Source organism: Polynucleobacter kasalickyi, from assembly GCF_900176405.1.
Lineage (GTDB): Bacteria > Pseudomonadota > Gammaproteobacteria > Burkholderiales > Burkholderiaceae > Polynucleobacter > Polynucleobacter kasalickyi.
The window spans coordinates 1-16,312 of the sequence record NZ_FWXJ01000016.1; the positions used below are offsets into that span (position 1 = coordinate 1).

The 16,312-nt window shown below is 38.6% G+C and carries 15 protein-coding genes and 1 tRNA gene; 3 read left to right on the top strand and 13 right to left on the bottom strand.

Annotation, left to right across the window (positions count from 1 at the left end; genetic code table 11):
• Positions 1 to 177: 177 nt before the first annotated feature.
• The 6 genes from B8983_RS12215 to relB form a co-directional block, all read right to left on the bottom strand.
• Complete coding sequence (locus B8983_RS12215; RefSeq protein WP_084285430.1) at positions 178 to 708, bottom strand: carboxymuconolactone decarboxylase family protein; 531 nt, start codon at positions 706 to 708, stop codon at positions 178 to 180.
• Positions 708 to 1,028, bottom strand: coding sequence for a carboxymuconolactone decarboxylase family protein (locus B8983_RS12220; protein WP_084285434.1), 321 nt, complete (start codon positions 1,026 to 1,028; stop codon positions 708 to 710). The genes B8983_RS12215 and B8983_RS12220 overlap by 1 nt, the downstream gene beginning before the upstream one ends.
• Positions 1,029 to 1,079: 51 nt before the next feature.
• Positions 1,080 to 1,325, bottom strand: coding sequence for a hypothetical protein (locus tag B8983_RS12225; RefSeq protein WP_143736180.1), 246 nt, complete (start codon positions 1,323 to 1,325; stop codon positions 1,080 to 1,082).
• Between the two features lie 9 nt (positions 1,326 to 1,334).
• A complete protein-coding gene (locus B8983_RS12230; protein WP_159460903.1) occupies positions 1,335 to 1,667 on the bottom strand; it encodes a thioredoxin family protein in 333 nt (110 codons plus the stop codon).
• A 38-nt stretch (positions 1,668 to 1,705) separates the two neighbouring features.
• Positions 1,706 to 1,801, bottom strand: a tRNA-Sec gene (locus B8983_RS14045).
• Positions 1,802 to 2,331: 530 nt separating this feature from the next.
• Positions 2,332 to 2,616 (bottom strand): type II toxin-antitoxin system RelB family antitoxin, encoded by a 285-nt coding sequence (gene relB, locus B8983_RS12235; protein ID WP_084285440.1) that lies wholly within the window; start codon positions 2,614 to 2,616, stop codon positions 2,332 to 2,334.
• A gap of 364 nt (positions 2,617 to 2,980) precedes the next feature.
• On the opposite strand from relB, the gene B8983_RS12240 reads away from it, so the two are divergent.
• Entirely contained in the window at positions 2,981 to 3,532 is a 552-nt protein-coding gene (locus B8983_RS12240; RefSeq protein ID WP_084285441.1) for a cupin domain-containing protein, read from the top strand.
• 207 nt (positions 3,533 to 3,739) lie between these two features.
• Here B8983_RS12240 and B8983_RS12245 read toward each other — a convergent pair whose 3' ends face one another.
• From B8983_RS12245 to B8983_RS12270, 6 genes are all read right to left on the bottom strand, one after another.
• Entirely contained in the window at positions 3,740 to 5,011 is a 1,272-nt protein-coding gene (locus B8983_RS12245) for an amino acid ABC transporter substrate-binding protein (protein WP_200806905.1), read from the bottom strand.
• Positions 5,012 to 5,266: 255 nt separating this feature from the next.
• A complete protein-coding gene (locus B8983_RS12250) occupies positions 5,267 to 6,292 on the bottom strand; it encodes an alcohol dehydrogenase catalytic domain-containing protein (RefSeq protein WP_084285444.1) in 1,026 nt (341 codons plus the stop codon).
• Positions 6,293 to 6,366: 74 nt separating this feature from the next.
• On the bottom strand, positions 6,367 to 7,560 hold the full coding sequence (locus B8983_RS12255; RefSeq protein WP_084285448.1) for a hypothetical protein: 1,194 nt from the start codon (positions 7,558 to 7,560) through the stop codon (positions 6,367 to 6,369).
• A 211-nt stretch (positions 7,561 to 7,771) separates the two neighbouring features.
• Positions 7,772 to 8,320 carry a peroxiredoxin-like family protein gene (locus tag B8983_RS12260; RefSeq protein ID WP_084285450.1) on the bottom strand — a complete coding sequence of 183 codons (549 nt, stop codon included), beginning with the start codon at positions 8,318 to 8,320 and terminating at the stop codon, positions 7,772 to 7,774.
• Positions 8,321 to 8,781: 461 nt separating this feature from the next.
• Complete coding sequence (locus B8983_RS12265) at positions 8,782 to 9,744, bottom strand: alpha/beta hydrolase fold domain-containing protein (protein WP_084285451.1); 963 nt, start codon at positions 9,742 to 9,744, stop codon at positions 8,782 to 8,784.
• Between the two features lie 336 nt (positions 9,745 to 10,080).
• On the bottom strand, positions 10,081 to 12,318 hold the full coding sequence (locus tag B8983_RS12270) for an NADP-dependent isocitrate dehydrogenase (protein ID WP_084285453.1): 2,238 nt from the start codon (positions 12,316 to 12,318) through the stop codon (positions 10,081 to 10,083).
• Positions 12,319 to 13,030: 712 nt separating this feature from the next.
• On the opposite strand from B8983_RS12270, the gene B8983_RS12275 reads away from it, so the two are divergent.
• Together B8983_RS12275 and B8983_RS12280 are read left to right on the top strand one after the other, a co-directional pair.
• Positions 13,031 to 13,531, top strand: a complete 501-nt coding sequence (locus tag B8983_RS12275) for a cupin domain-containing protein (RefSeq protein ID WP_084285457.1) — start codon at positions 13,031 to 13,033, stop codon at positions 13,529 to 13,531.
• 107 nt (positions 13,532 to 13,638) lie between these two features.
• The gene (locus B8983_RS12280) at positions 13,639 to 15,198 is read left to right on the top strand and encodes a rhodanese-like domain-containing protein (RefSeq protein ID WP_084285459.1); all 1,560 of its coding nucleotides are present in this window, start codon (positions 13,639 to 13,641) and stop codon (positions 15,196 to 15,198) included.
• A 168-nt stretch (positions 15,199 to 15,366) separates the two neighbouring features.
• Here B8983_RS12280 and B8983_RS12285 read toward each other — a convergent pair whose 3' ends face one another.
• On the bottom strand, positions 15,367 to 16,275 hold the full coding sequence (locus tag B8983_RS12285) for a tripartite tricarboxylate transporter substrate binding protein (protein WP_159460904.1): 909 nt from the start codon (positions 16,273 to 16,275) through the stop codon (positions 15,367 to 15,369).
• Positions 16,276 to 16,312 lie beyond the last annotated feature (37 nt).

A 16,312-nucleotide genomic window follows, 5' to 3' on the forward strand; every position in this document is an offset into this window, starting at 1 on the left:
AATTTCGCTTTGTCCATCTTGCAAGTTTCCATTTTGTTGCCATTGTTGGCAGATTAATACAAAATATCAACTTACACAAAATTATTTACAGCCTCGTGCTTTAAGTTCAAATAATTCTGCGGCCTAAGGATACATCGAACCTCAGCTTCAACTGGGTTTCGATGCAATACTTCGCAATCAAGGCTTCTTTTTTTGTAGTGTTCTCATAAACACCTGCATACCATATTGATGAACCATAAATGCTCCTAGCTCCATAATTTGAGCATCTGAATAGTGCTTTTTCATTTCATCATAAAAGGCTTTATCTACCTTTTGAGAATCTAAATACATCTGATCTGAAAACCGAAGCGCCACTTTATCCGCTTCAGAAAAATCAGGGGAATCATCATAGTCATCTCTAGCTGAAGCTATTTGCTCTTCAGTAAGCCCCTGATCGAGTGCTTTTTTAGATCGTAGCTTACTAAAGTATGGGTCTCCGGCAAAATGAGCCAACTGGATACGCATCATCTCTTTAAGGGTATGCGATGTATTACCTTCAGTGTGTGACATCAACATAGTTTTTAAAATGTTTTTCGCATAACTAGGGACTCTTGCAAGAATGAGCATAAATTGCTCGTCCGGAACACCAAGTTCTTTTGCCTGATGAATCAATTCTAACAATTCAGGGTCCTTCACATCCTCGATTGAAATGGGATCGATATGAAACATTAAACTCCCCTTCCTTTCAGAGACTTTACTTCCGAGCCATAAATCTTCCTTGACTCATCTTGATCAATTAATCGTCCATCTGGTGAGAACATCGGATAAAAATCAAGGGTGCCATAAAAGGTGTGGTAACCAATATTGAGCCCGATAAAAGATCCTAATTCAACGATTTCTGCCAATGAATAATATTTCTTGAGTTCCTCGTAAAAGGCTTCATCGATTTGATCAGGATTGGTTGCCATCAACTCACAGTAGCGAATTGCAATCTTGTCTGCATCACTTAACTTTTGACTTTGTTGATAGTTATCAATTCCATCATTCAAAAGATCTTCAGTTAGTCCATTCTGCTTCGCCGAAGCAGATCGAACATTACCTCAGTAATTACATGAGGCCATTCGTGACAATAAGACACGAATAATCTCTTTAATCGAATGATTGACTTGACCTGTAAAAAAAGCAGTACGCCATGCATTAAATGCCGTTTCCGACAAATCTAAATTATGCCCCATGACAGCATGATAGCCAGGATCTGGAGCACGATTTTCAAGACAATAATCAACTAAAGGCTTTAATTTTGTAGCCTGTAATTCTTCGATGGTTAACATTCGTACATTCGCCACCCTTATCTCCTAATTTAAATAAGATTCTATTGCCTTACGGATTACTTGCTTACGATCAACGCCGGTTTTAGTTTCCATTAATTTCCCATCCTTAAAAAACAAAAGTGTAGGTAGTGCCCGCACACTATATTTTTGAACTAATAACGGGTTATCGTCAGCATTGATTTTTGAAATTCGAACATGTTCTGGTATTTCTTGAACTATTTCTTCAAGGATTCTTGTCATTTGCTTACAGGGCAAGCAAGTAGCCGACCAAAAATCAACAACGGAAATACCTTTAAAAGCTAAAGCCATTTCCTGAAAGTTATCTTGATTTAACTCCGTAATGACATTTGTACTCACGTTTTGTCTCATCTTTAATATGTAATAACTCTAACACATGGTGGAAAAATATGGGAGTCGAACCCACTAAGGATTGTTTAATAGCCTTTCCTCGATTTGAAGTCTAGACGTCCCACCTGTATCGATAATTTTCCATTTATCTTTAAAAAAATCTTTTAGTTTTTCATGTTTATTCCCAGAGCGGAATGATGCAATAAATATTGCCGACCAATAGTAAAGTAGATTCAGCAGAGTGGGTGTAAATTAATCCCTGTCAGTTGTTCCAGTTTTTAGTGAAGGTTTAATCTTTCACTAAATCCAATCTTAAATCGATTCAGAGCAGATCTCTAGTTTTAAATCGGAAATAATTTTCGACGGTTTGTTGTCATTGTTGGCAGACTAATACAAAATACCAACTTACATAAAAAAATTATTTATAGACTCTTTTTTTACGCAACTAATTAACTTCCACCAAGCTTATTGGGAAGTAATCTCTTTTTTGTATATGCTATTTGTAAACTTCTTTGCGATTACCAATACTTAAAGCCAGAATAAAAACAGTTTTGTCTTGAATGCTCGCAATGATTCAATAATCACTAACTCGGCATCTCCAAAAATCACTAAGTTTAGACCCCCTTAGAGCCTCTCCAAGTTCTCTAGGATCTTTACTTGGCAAGTTTAGTTGTTAAAGCTGAAGAATTTGTTTTGCTATTTGTGGGTCTAATTTCCCTAATTCTTTTTTTGCTGCTGGGGCCAATCCAAGTTCACGCTCCAATTGGTGTAGTTTGATTGTTTTGGTTTTACCATCTGTAATATTATTCAGACGCTTCTCTGCTAAATAGAGATCTTCGAGATCATCTAAATACTCTAGGATTGCTGTACGGGCATAAAAGGTTTTAGTACGCCCTGTCTTATTAGCTAAAGTAGTAAGTCGCAATTCAATGTCTTCGGGCAATCTAATCGCAAGCATAAATCCTCCTAAATTTGATATACAAGTATGGCAAATAAAGTCTATAAGTTCAATGCTAACCTAATCAATACACATTTTTTACACGCCTAAACTGACTGCTTTTAGAGCGCCATACTAAGGAGTTTTATTTAGGATATCTGCCCTCATAATCCTTTGGAACTGGGTTTAAGTCCCTGAAGGGCCACCTGCATAGATAGCTAGGGGGCACTTATTACAGAGGGTATCAACGATCTCATTTGGACATCTTTCATATCTCTTGAAGTCTATATGATTTTGACTTTTAAATTAATTGATGAATAATTTGCCATATTTGATAAATGAGATATAAACTATATTTACACATAAAAATAGTAAGGAGACAAATATGGGAATACCTGAAATACGTTTCACTAAAGAAGAAATGCGCGCACGTGTCGCATTCTTTAAAGATCTAAAAGGATTTGATACGGGCTTGATTGATAGTGAGTTTCCGTCTGCCTATCGAAAGCTCTACAATGCTCTTGGTTTTCAACCGCCAAAAGGTAAGGGAGGATCTGAAGTTGAATCTCCAGTTGGTAGCAATGCTTCTGAGAGTTCAGCAATCAAAATTAGTGAAGGTTTTAACATTGGGTTTTGCGAGTGTAAGCCGGGCTTTGGGCCGATGATGCATAACCATGACACTAATGAAACTTTTATTCCTATGACCGGTAAATGGCGTTGTTCCTGGGAAGTCGATGGTCAGGTTGAGTATTTTGATGTTGGTCAGTGGGATATTTGCTCTTTCCCAGCAGGCGTTCAACGTCGCTTTGAAAATGTTACCTTTGAAGAGCCCGATAAAACACACTGGTTAATGTTTGTTATTGGCGGTGACTCTCCAGAAGTTGACTTTAGTGAAACCGCCAAAGAGACATTACGCAACGCGGGATTGCTTAAATAGAAATATCTCAAATTGAATCAATCATTTTTATTTTCTAAGTATTCATAGAAGCTGACTCTAGCATGAGCGGAGTCAGAATCAAAATTCCTCTAATTTTGAAACATCGTACTATCGTACTTTTTTGAGATGGAGTCACATAAAATTTCCCCCCAGAAATTGGAAATTTTGTCCAATTTCTGGGGGGAGTTCAAAAAATGACAGCGAGTTTTATTTATTTTTTGCCTCTTGATAAGATGTGATGAGATCTCCAGATTTTAATTCGGCTGGAGAAATAATAACGGCAGGTCCTGGTTTACGGAACTGCTCAATATCATTTCCTTTAATGCCTTTATATTGAACATATAAAGGACGACCGACTTCCCACTCACCATTTGTGGCAAATTTTACATCACCAACGACAGTAGTAAATTTAGTGTTATGAATGTAATCAATTAATTTCTTGTTATCTATACTGCCAACTTTTTCAATGGCCTGACCAAGAATTTGCATTTGTGCATAAGCATATGGTGGCAGGTAAAAACCTAAAGCATCAACCCCTTCTTTTTCAGCTCGTGATTGATATATTTTTAAGAAAGATTCAATTCCTTCAAACTTGACGGTCTTCTCAGGAACGTAGAGCTCAAAGCAAAGCAGTCCGTTCAACAATGGACCTAGTTGTTTCTTCACTGAGGCAAAGCCACATCCAATCATCGTTCCGCCAAATACAGTTGCTTTTAAACCGATCTCATTAGCAGCACGAACAAGACCTGGGGTTTCACCTGGATAAGAAGCTACATAAATGATATCTGGATTCGTTGCTTGAATGGCTCGTAAAACCGGTGTGAAATCAGTTGTATTAGGTGGATAAGACTTGTCATACACAACTTTCAAATTATATTTTTTTGCAACTTCTCTTGCACCTTCTATAGTCACTGCCTGAAATTCTGCATCTCCTCCAATGAAAGCCACAGTTTTTGGTTTTTCTTTTGCAGTCATTGCAGCATCAAAAAATCCTGAGGAAATACCAACTGTAGGATTTTTACCATTAGGCATCATTTGAAAATAACCAGGGTAATTAAACTTGGCATTAACATCTACCCCAAACAAAGTAAGGAAGACTAAATTACGTTGCATAATCAATGGCATTGCAGGCGATATTAAATTGGTTCCGTATGGTGAAACAACAACATCAACTTTGTCAGAATCTAACAATTTAGTATAAAGACCTGGAACTAAAGAGGGGTTTGATTGATCGTCGTAATAAACAAATTCGACCTGTCGGCCAATTACACCACCTTTTTTATTAGTATCTTCACGCCAAATTTCCATCGATAATAATGCTGCTTTACCATTCGCTGCTAGCGGTCCTGTTAAAGCCATACTAAAACCAACCCTAAGTGGAGGTTTATTTTGTGCAATTACTTGGCAGCTCATCCCAAGAGAGCTAAGCAAGAAAATTGTAATAATAAGAAAACGGCGACGCAGGTTAAGATGCAACATTGTTATCTCCTTTATGTAGTTATTTTTAAATCCTAATCTATTTATATTCGTATGCTATCTATGGGAAACCCTTAAAGAGTCAAAAAATCTAAAAAAATTCTAAAAATTATTTTTAAAGCGAGGTATCAATACCAAAATTTTGCGAAGTGTCAGGAAAAGCAAATTTTCTTTGATCAAATGGGTAGTTAACCTTTTCTAAATGTGTCGGATTTGACCGTTTAATTATTTGTAATCTTTAAAAATAAAAAGTAAGGTTTACTCATAGGTCAATGAACCACGCCCGAGCAAAGTTTCATTCTTGATGGCATCGAATATATTTTCAATCTCTGAAAAGTGGCGTGTCATACCCACAACTGGCTTAATAATCCCCCTAGCCATTACTTCCATCGTTTCAATTAATTCAGTGCGAGTTGAGTGCCTAGATCCTGTGATTATCTTTTCGGAGAGCATTAATTTTCTTGGATTGATGCTGATATCACCTTTGCCCACGCCTACAACAACTGCTCTACCCGATATACTTAAAGAGTCATAAGCCATCTGAAAAGTACTGCCATGACCAACATAGTCAATCGCAGCATTCACTCCTTTCCCTTGAGTCATTTGCATCACTGCCTCGACTAGGTTCGGATTGTTTTTAACATTGATGGTTTCATCAGCACCCCAAGTTTTAGCTAAAGCTAATTTTTCATCTGATACGTCAGCAGCAATCACACGTGCTCCAAATAGCTTGGCTACTTGTACACCATGAATGCCAACGCCACCACCTGCGCCAATTAATAAAACACTATCATGAGGATTAATTTTTGCCCTCTCACGCATACAATGCCAATTCGTGTTGACAGCATCTGTTGCAATAGCTGCAGCCTCATAACTTAATCCGTCAGGGATTGGTAAGAAATTTTCTACAGGTAAACATACATACTCTGCGAATCCCCCATCTCTATGAACACCTACAAATCCTCCGAAATTTTCACAAAGAGTTTCTCTTCCACCACAACACCATCTACAACGCCCACAGGTTAAATAAAAATATACAGCGCATCTTTGACCAATTGATAATGAGCTTACACCTGCTCCCACTTCAACAATATCGCCACCTAATTCATGCCCCATAATTCTGGGGGCGGAACCTCCAAAGCTACCATTGCGCATATTGAGTAAAGTTAAACCTACACCAGCAGCCTTTACTTTTAGGACAGCTTCACCTGGACCGGGTTTAGGATGAGAAACAACTTCTAATATTGAGGGACTGCCCCATTCTCTAACAACCATTGCTTTCATATATCACTTATCCATAAAATTAGTTGATACGGTTTTTGAAATTTTCCTCGGGTAATTTTATTACGCCATATTTTTTAAATTACTTCGTCATTTAAATAAATCGAAATCTGCGGGATGATTTGGGTACTTAAGGCTGCATGGAGGTAACAGGTTTTTGCACCCATCGTCAGAAGATTTTGCATCACATCGTCAGCTTCTTCGCCATTTAAAAATAAATGCGTATCGACTGGATCTGCAAATGCTTTTAAATGATGTTGAGAGGTTGACCCATGAAGATGAAAGGGGTTCACTTGAACCATTCGAATATCACTAATTTTATATTTAAGGTACTCTGAGTATCTTAGTAATTGTGTCATGTAACAAAAGGCAATACCCGCGCAAAGGTAAGAGAGCCCACTTGGGGCAGTACTTTGCGTAGAAAACTCATCGGTCTTAAAGCCAAATTTACTTCCTACTGGACGCTCAAGGGTCGTTTCGGATATGACTCCTGTTTTTGTGTTGTTGAGTTCACTTTGCCCCTTTACACACAGTCCACTTCGAGTACTTTCCGAAGGCATTGTTTGCACTTCTTCGGAGCTGACAAATGGGATTTTAGTGATTAAATCAGCTTGATCGAAATCATTTTGCAGGGGGCTAGGAAGTTTCGTATATTTTTTAAAGGGGTCTTGCTTGTCTTGGGCAGTTGATGAGTGAATACCAATAACATTTCTACGCTTTCCATTCACATAGATCGCGAAAGTATTCATGAGCGGTGTGTGGAGGGCCGCAAATACTGGAGACGCTTGAATGGCGTCATTGATAAGGGTTCGTATCGTATTCGTATCTGACTTTGAAGTGACTTTTATACGTATTTCGACACCATCAGCGGATCCCTGCCCAGTGCCCTTAAAAAAAGAACCGCTAAAAGAATATAAATTATCTAACTCAAGATGTAAGAAATCTATCTGAATCAATCTTGCTTTGGCAATATGCCCTATACGATTAATCAGATCAGCCTGCAATCCAATATTAAAAAAACCTAACGGAAAGGGCGCATGATCTGTTCCGTTTAAATAAGGACCTTCATCGCTTGTCATCCGCCACTGTGTCCCGTTGATACCTTCTGTAACAATAGATTCTTTTTGATGATCTCCCATCGCTCGGCATTCAACAATGATGGAATCACTTCCCTCTTGATTGAGTAACAGGGACGAACGTTGGTTTGTTTCTGAACATCTAAAGCCTAAAGGAAAACCAGAGCCTTCAATTGTGTCAATTACTTTTAACATATGGCCCATTTTTAAATATTTGTAAAAGTGTTTTAGATAAAATTATTTGAACAAACTGATTTGATGTTGGTATGAGGTTTTAGAAGTCATAATCAAAATAGTCTTGTGATATGGAATTGCCCCTAAAGTTAGATATTTTGTCTAATTTTTTAAGGACGACCGTTAAGAAGGGTTCGGATTTATTGGGGAGGAGTTAGGACAATAACCTTCTTTAAAGCGATCCGGAAAACTCCCCTCTAGCTGGATAGTTTTTTGTGATGGCAAAATCAATGCCAGCTAGTAGATCCTGAAATGATGGCCTCGCAAACGGCATCGTTTGAGTAGAACCGTAATAAAGTGTTCCATCCGGTCTCACTAAAAAAACACCAGGCTCGCTGAACAAGGCTGGCTCTTCAATGCCAATTGAAGTAGGGCCACGGCCTGAGCTAATATACAAACCCCACTGACGTGCTTCTGAAAGATTGAAGCCATAACCAAACTCAACTAAATTAGCACTCACTTTCTCAGCCATCGATTTCGCGCGTTCTTCATTATCAGAACTGATAGCAATAATCCTTACGCCACGATTCTTATATTCTTGAGCAAGTCTTTCTAATTCAATGAGGTATTTTGCGCAGATGGGGCAATGTAAGCCTCTATAAAAAACAATTAGAGTAAAGTTTTCTGCTCCAGAAGAACTCAAATTAAATGTAGTTCCATTGATGGTGTTAAGTTCTAAAGTTGGAACTGGAAATCTTGGCATTAATGCAGTAGGTGTCATAGAGTCTCTTTGAGTTTTATTTAATTTGAATTTACTTTACTACAAAATCTACAATAAAGACAACTATCAATACATTAAAGAGTGAGCTGATCTCAGAGTATCTTCATTAAAAAGAGTTTTCCTACCTTAAGGCTTTAGTTTGCAGGTAATTGAGTCAACTTGGATTTCGAGATCAGGGCTCTTGAAGTACCCGAAAAGTTTTGGGTCGTAAGCTAAGTGGGTTACCGGAGATGATTTATAAAATTTGTTTACCAGAGGAAGAAAACCGCTGTAGCAATAGAGTTAAATGTGGTGAAACCCAGATGTGATTGTTTAAATAGTTAGAGAAGATAATGCCGAGCCAAGTTTCTGATAAGTGATCACCAGTTGAATGTGCATATGGCGAAGGCCTAGTTTAGAGAGTTTTGAAACTGTCACAAATCATAGTCCTTTGCTCGCATGCGCGACAAACCTTGCTTAAATCAGGAAACCTTTTGAGCCATAATATTGATAGCTTTAGCGAATTTTTCGATGGCTTCTTTTACTTCCTTTAATTGATTACAAAACCTCAAAAAACCATGGGTATATCCCGGCACAATAAGGCATTCAGAGCTCCCGCCAGACGCCGTAATTTTTTTTACTAAAGCAAGATTTTCATCAATCAAAGGATCTAAATCTCCAATCGCCATCCAGATCGGAGGTAAATTTTCCATCACTGAATTGATTGGAGCAGCTAAAGAGCTCAATCTGTCGGCATCCTTTGATAAAAATTGATCCCAATACCAATTCATCGCCTTGATGGACAAACCAAATGTACCATCCCCAAGTTCATTCCAGGAATTCGAAATAGGATGAGAGTCATATACGCCATAAAAAAGAGCCATGCCAACAACTTTCTTTTTTAAGACATCATCAAATAAATGCAGGTACGAGCTCAAAGCTAAATTTGCTCCTGCAGAATCGCCTATCAGGATACAATTTAATTCACTTCCATAATCATTTCTAAATTGATTTAATAATTTTTCAGTAATGTAAGTACATTCATGGTTTTGGTAGGGATGTTTTTTTTGCGGCGCTAATGAATACGCGATAGAAGCCAAAGTAAGCCCGCTACTTTTGGCAAATGATGCAGCAATTGCATGATGAGTATCATCATCCCCGAAACTCCATCCTCCACCATGCAGATAGATCAGCAGGGTATTACTCTGGAAAGTACCTATACTGTACGGAAAATAGCAACGGACATTGACCAGTTCGTCTAAATATGGGATTCGTAAATCCAGTTGCCCCATCTGATGAACAAAATCCCTATTTAAATAGGTGTATTGATTGGCAATCTGTTTTCTTGCTAATGCTAATTCATCCTTAAAAATATCAGGAGCGCCTAAGCCATTACTATTCATTTCGTTCTGAATAGCCAATAAATCCTTGTTAATTGAGTTCACTTATTAATCTTTCATCAATATAGAGTTTGGCAATCATTCATCTACTGTATGACTAATCATTAATTGCAAAAGCAATCTTGATATGCTTGAAATATTTACCACTTCGGGCTCCTAGCGCCGCACAACTCGATTCGTTAGCTTACTACCATTTTGCTCTCCTAACCAAGCATTTATGCGAAGAACCAATTCTAGAGAAATATCAGCCTTACCATTCATCACCCTATAAAAACCTTACAACATACTCCGATTGTTTGAGGTCAAACAGAACTGCGTGAGGTAGGTGATCCATTTTAGACACCATCATCCCTAATCAAGGAATGATGGTAAATAAAAAAATTAAGCTTTAAAGTTTTTCAAGATGGTATTAAGGGTCGTGCTTGGGCACATTACCTGAGTCAGTTTTTGCATATCAGGTAAATAATAACCGCCGATATCAACTGATTTGCCTTGAATCTGCGCTAACTCACTCACGATATTTTTCTCATTATCAGCAAGTGCTTTTGCTAACTCAGTAAACCTAGTCTTTAAATCCTGATCTTCGTTTTGAGCTGCTAATTCTTGAGCCCAATACATGGCTAAATAAAATTGACTGCCACGATTATCAAGTTCACCTGTTTTAGGAGAAGGATTTTTACGTTGATCTAGTAAAGTTCCTGTTGCAGCATCTAAAGTTTTTGCGAGGAGTTTAGCTTTTTGATTGTTATTCTTAATACCTAAATCTTCAAATGAAACTGCTAAGGCTAAAAATTCCCCAAGAGAGTCCCAACGCAAGTGGTTTTCATCCACAAGTTGTTGAACGTGTTTTGGAGCTGATCCACCAGCACCAGTTTCATACATACCACCACCAGCCATTAAGGGCACGATGGATAGCATTTTTGAAGACGTTCCTAGTTCCATAATTGGAAATAAATCCGTCAAATAGTCACGTAAGATATTTCCTGTAACAGAAATGGTATCCAGTCCGCGAGTAACTCGTTCTAAGGTGTAGCGCATGGCCCTTACTTGCGACATAATCTGAATATCAAGGCCATTTAAGTCGTATTCTTTGAGATAGGTGTTAACCTTTTTAATTAATTCGTTTTCATGGGGGCGATATGGGTCTAGCCAAAATACTGCTGGCATACCAGAGTTGCGAGCACGAGTGACAGCTAGTTTTACCCAATCACGAATTGGGGCATCTTTTACTTGGCACATCCGCCAAATATCTCCCGCCTCTACATTTTGGCTCATGAGTACTTCCCCAGTAGCAATATCAGTAATATTGGCTACGCCATCTTCTGGAATCTCAAAGGTTTTATCATGTGAGCCATATTCTTCAGCTTGTTGTGCCATTAAGCCAACGTTAGGAACAGTTCCCATGGTTTTAGGATCGAAATTACCGTGCCACTTACAAAATCCAATCACTTCTTGATAAATTCGTGCAAAGGTAGATTCAGGAATAGTGGCCTTAACATTTTTCAATTGACCATCTTTTCCCCACATTTTGCCGCCATTGCGAATCATGACTGGCAAGGATGCATCAACGATGATATCGTTTGGCGAATAAAAGTTATCAATACCTTTCGCTGAGTCTACCATCGCTAATTCAGGACGATTTGCCTGGCAAGCTTTTAAATCCTGTTTGATTTCATCTTGCTTACTTTGTGGCAAGCTCGCAATTTTATCGTATAAATTAATCATCCCGTTATTCACGTTCACGCCTAATTCATCAAATAATTGACCATGTTTAGCAAAAGCATCTTTGTAAAAAACCCGAACACAATGGCCAAACACAATTGGGTGAGAAACCTTCATCATGGTCGCTTTTACATGTAAAGAAAAGAGAAGGCCTGTTTTTCGCGCATCTTCCATCTCATTTTCATAAAAATCGAGTAAAGCTTTTTTACTCATAAACATGCTATCAATGATTTCTTTTTCAAGAAGTGACACTTTATTTTTAAGAACTACCACTTTGCCACTTTTGGTGATCAATTCCATTTTCACATCACGTGCTTTATCTAAAGTGATCGATTTTTCACCGGCATAGAAATCACCCCGAGGCATATGAGAAACATGGGAAGGTGATGCTTGGCTCCAAACCGCCATTGAATGGGGGTTCTTCTTGGCAAATTCTTTTACAGCACGGGGAGCACGACGATCAGAGTTTCCTTCGCGCAAAACAGGATTAACAGCGCTACCAGTACATTTGGAATATTTAGCCTTAATAACTTTTTCTTCATCGTTTTTAGGCGTTTCTGGATAATCAGGAATTTGATAACCTTTAGACTGTAATTCTTTAATAGCGCTGATCAATTGAGCAATTGATGCACTAATATTGGGTAATTTAATAATGTTGGCATAAGGCTGCAAGGTAAGTTGCCCTAATTCTGCTAAATTATTTGGTAATTTTTGTTCAGCAGTTAAATATTCTGGAAACTCACCCAAGATACGTGCCGCTAAAGAAATATCACATGGAACAACGTCAATTCCCGCTTGAGCAGAAAAGCTTTGGACTAGTGGTAAAAAACTAACTGTAGCGAGCATTGGTGCTTCATCAGTGATGGTATAGATGATTTGTGATTGCTTATTACTCATGTCTTTCCTTTGGTGTCATTCAACTCTAAAAATGGATCAATTATTAACAGTATTTAAAGATAGGATTACCTCAACCAGCTTCGGCCATGAGAATTCTTCATGGATAAAATTGGCATAATCAGCTACGCCTGATCCTAAATTTTAAACTACATCTTTCTAGAACAAATTCAGTCTCAATCATTGACGTTATTTATATCTTCTTATCTTAATATTATAAAACCGAATAACTTAGATTTCATAAAATCACTAAAAGAGAACCAGTGTCAAAATGGCTTCTAATCAAGTTGTTGCAAGCTTTCTAATGAACAGAATGTGAAATAGGAGCCTAAAATAGGAAAGACTGCAGTAATTGAGAGAAGATAGGGCCTATATTAAAAAAAATAAACATGACAAAGAAGTATTAGCTGGTGCTCTTTAGTCACTTAGTTACTACGCAGTAAGTTGTGGCGACGCGTCGATTGGGATGATTAGGCAATAGATTAAGCAATAGATTAAGCAACTTCCAACTCCCTATTGAACGGCTTTGTCGTTCGCGCTTGCATTCTCGCCTTAAACGGCGAGGTTTTACGCGTTGACAGATTAACCAAGATGAATCCAATAACAGTATCCATCGCGCAGAGCAGGACTACACATTTTATTCGTCACAGCCTCGCCAAATCGATTTAAACTGAGATAACATAATGCTATTAAAACGAATCAGGAGATAACGAGCATGAGTCATACATTAGAACAATTTGCCAGTCAGTGCCATGATTTTCTGAAGAATAGTCCTGGACCTGATGGGCGTCAAAAAGTTGCTGATGCGTTAAAGGACATCTTGGTTGACCAGACTTTTATTGCAAAGTATCTTCTCCCAACCACTGGTGAGCGCGAAATGATTTATCAAGATTCCGAATTGGGATTTTGTATTCTGGTCCATCATTACCTTGGCGCCAAAAGTTCTGATCCACATGATCATGCGCATTCTTGGGCCATCTATGGGCAGGTGCATGGTACTACGGCAATGCGAGACTTTGAAAAAATCGAAGAGGCTAGTGCTGATAAACCTGGCAAAGTGAAAGCTATCCGAGCTTACGCTTTGAATCCTGGTGATGCGCACGTGTATAACGAAGGAGACTTACATGCGCCCGAGCGCAAAGACTCGACAAGCCTGATTCGAATTGAAGGTACCGATATGTCGAAGGTAAAGCGTTTTAAATACCAAGTGGTTTAATCCTAATTGGTTTTTTGGGTCATTTTTCATGCAATTGAAAGAGTATTAATGATTCTGTTATGAGAGTTTCAGGGAAGTGAAATTGATACCAAGAATATGGATTAGTAATGGAAATTCAATCGGTTGATGCTAAAACCTTAAAGCAATGGCTGCATGGGTCAAGTGAAATTGCTGTGTTTGATGTGCGTGAACAAGGTCAATACGGTGAGGCCCATCTTTTCTTAGCAACCTCTGTGCCGTATAGTCGACTTGAGTATGACGTAGCTCGATTAGCCCCCCGTAAATCCGTCAGGCTAGTGGTTTATGACAATAATGGTGCTGGTATTTCAGTGAAAGCAGCCCAGGCATTGTTGAAACAGGGCTATCAAGATATTTATCTCCTAAGTGGTGGCACTCAAGGTTGGCTGGATGCTGGATTTACTTTATTTGCAGGGGTAAATCTACCATCTAAAACCTTTGGGGAGCTAGTTGAACATCAGTGTCATACCCCCCGAGTGAGTGCTCATGAGGTAATGAAAATGAGGCAGAACCGAGAGGACTTCATCATTTTAGATGGAAGGCCTCAAGGTGAATTTAAAAAAATGAGTATTCCTGGAGCGCAATGTTGTCCGAATGGAGAACTGGCTTACCGCATTAAAAGTCATGTGAAGAACCAAGATACTAAGATTATCATTAATTGTGCCGGTAGAACCCGTAGCATCATCGGCGCACAAACACTGATTAATTTGGGAATTAAAAATCCAATCTTTGCATTAGAGAACGGCACCCAGGGTTGGTATCTGAATGATTATGTCTTAGATCATGGCAAAGTTGCACAATATGCGCCGCCATTTGTCGATGATGAAATTCTCCTTGCCTCTAAGGCTTTGGTCAATAAGTTTGATATCCCTCTCATTGCAGATGAGCAATTTTTAATCTGGAACAATGATGAAAATCGATCTTTATATCTATTAGATGTGAGGACTGCCGAGGAGTTTACTCTGAATGGACTACCTGGTGCACAACATGCACCGGGAGGACAATTAATTCAGGCCACAGATCAATTTGTTGGCGTTCGTAATGCGCGAATTGTTTTGTATGATTCTGATGGAGTGCGGGCAATCACTGTTGCAAGTTGGTTAAAACAGATGGGACATGACGTAGCCGTTTTACGCGATGGAGTAAAAAGTAAAGTTAGCTTGCCAACTATTCAGATTGACCATTCATTTGGCTGCATGACGATAAAGACTGATGACTTGAATCAAATGTATCAAGATGATTCTGTCACAATCTTGGATATTCGTGGCAGCATGCAATATCGTAGGGCTCATGTACCCAATTCTCTTTGGGCTATTCGACCAAAGCTAAAAGAAATCATTCGTGATGCTAATCAAACTATTCTAATGATTTCCGATGACCCTGCGCTGACTTATGGGGCACTTTTAGAACTTGACGGGTTAAATTTAAATATAAAGCTATATGAATTAGATGGCGCTGGGTTTCCCAAAGAGCTTGAAACCATTTCAACGGAAACCATACCACCTGATTTAGAGTGTATTGATTTCCTATTTTTTGTCCATGATCGGCATGACGGCAATAAAGATGCAGCTCGTCGTTATCTTGAGTGGGAGACTGGCCTGATTGCGCAGTTAGACCAAGATGAAATAAACCTGTATTCAATTCAATGAGACTTGAAACTAAGTTATCGGAAGTTAAAATGAGTCAAGTGAAGATTGATCACCCGTTGGATATAGAAAAATAAATATCTAACAAGATGTATTCATGAATAAAAGGGAAAATCCAACTGAGACATTAAGACTTTCCCTTCTTCAATAAAGGTCAAAAAGTATCTGCTGTTATCCCCCCGCTTTAGTCTTTGCAACCACTTTTTTCCAAAGCTCAATGTCTTTATTTAAGTACTCTTGAAACTCATTTGGCGACATCTTTTGTGTGACGATGCCGCTCTTATTTGTTAGTATTTCGATTAGTTCAGCATCGGATAATGCATCATTAAAAATTTGATTTACTGTTTCAACTAATTTGACGGGAACCCCTTTCGGTCCCATGATGCCGTAATAAACTCCGATATTAAAATCGTAGCCGGATTCCTTAAATGTTGGAATATCTGGCGACAATGGCGATCGATTCGACCCCGTAATAGCAAGTGAAGAGATTCGCTCTGACTTAATATCACCTAAAAGTGGATTAATCAGTACGTCAACTTGCCCACCCATCAGAGCAGCCAAGGCTTCACCACCTCCCTTGTAGGGGATGTGCGTCATTTTGATATTGGCGGTTTGCTCAAATAAAATCGTAGCCATATGTGGTGTTCCACCTTCACCCGAAGATCCATAATTGAGCTTTCCCGGATGATCTTTAGCGTAATTAACTAACTCTTTTACTGAATTAATTTTTAAGTCTTTATTTACTTTTAGGATCAGCGGACCGATTCCCATATAAGCAATTGCCGCCAAATCTTTTTTTACATCAAAGTTATGGTTGACATAAGAAGCAGGACTAATTGCAATGCTATTTGCAACCACTAGAAACGTGTAACCATCCGCTTTTGACTTAGCTACCCACTCTGCTGCAATATTGCCACCAGCACCTGCTTTATTTTCAACAATGACGGGTACTTTAAGTTTATTGGTAATAGATTTAGCATAAGTTCTAGCCACCAAGTCGATGCTACTCCCGGGAGAAAAGCCAACGACTAGCGTAATGGGCTTATTTGGATAATCCGTTTGAGCTACCGCAAAATTCATCGTAAAAAAAATCCCTACAAGGCTACTAACAAAAACC

Bases quoted from the DNA above. Each gene is read 5' to 3' on its own strand.
- B8983_RS12215 (WP_084285430.1), bottom strand. From the start codon at position 708: ATGTTTCATATCGATCCCATTTCAATCGAGGATGTGAAGGACCCTGAA.
- relB (WP_084285440.1), bottom strand. From the start codon at position 2,616: ATGCTTGCGATTAGATTGCCCGAAGACATTGAATTGCGACTTACTACT.
- B8983_RS12240 (WP_084285441.1), top strand. From the start codon at position 2,981: ATGGGAATACCTGAAATACGTTTCACTAAAGAAGAAATGCGCGCACGT.
- B8983_RS12245 (WP_200806905.1), bottom strand. From the start codon at position 5,011: ATGTTGCATCTTAACCTGCGTCGCCGTTTTCTTATTATTACAATTTTC.
- B8983_RS12250 (WP_084285444.1), bottom strand. From the start codon at position 6,292: ATGAAAGCAATGGTTGTTAGAGAATGGGGCAGTCCCTCAATATTAGAA.
- B8983_RS12255 (WP_084285448.1), bottom strand. From the start codon at position 7,560: ATGTTAAAAGTAATTGACACAATTGAAGGCTCTGGTTTTCCTTTAGGC.
- B8983_RS12260 (WP_084285450.1), bottom strand. From the start codon at position 8,320: ATGACACCTACTGCATTAATGCCAAGATTTCCAGTTCCAACTTTAGAA.
- B8983_RS12270 (WP_084285453.1), bottom strand. From the start codon at position 12,318: ATGAGTAATAAGCAATCACAAATCATCTATACCATCACTGATGAAGCA.
- B8983_RS12275 (WP_084285457.1), top strand. From the start codon at position 13,031: ATGAGTCATACATTAGAACAATTTGCCAGTCAGTGCCATGATTTTCTG.
- B8983_RS12280 (WP_084285459.1), top strand. From the start codon at position 13,639: ATGGAAATTCAATCGGTTGATGCTAAAACCTTAAAGCAATGGCTGCAT.
- B8983_RS12285 (WP_159460904.1), bottom strand. From the start codon at position 16,275: ATGAATTTTGCGGTAGCTCAAACGGATTATCCAAATAAGCCCATTACG.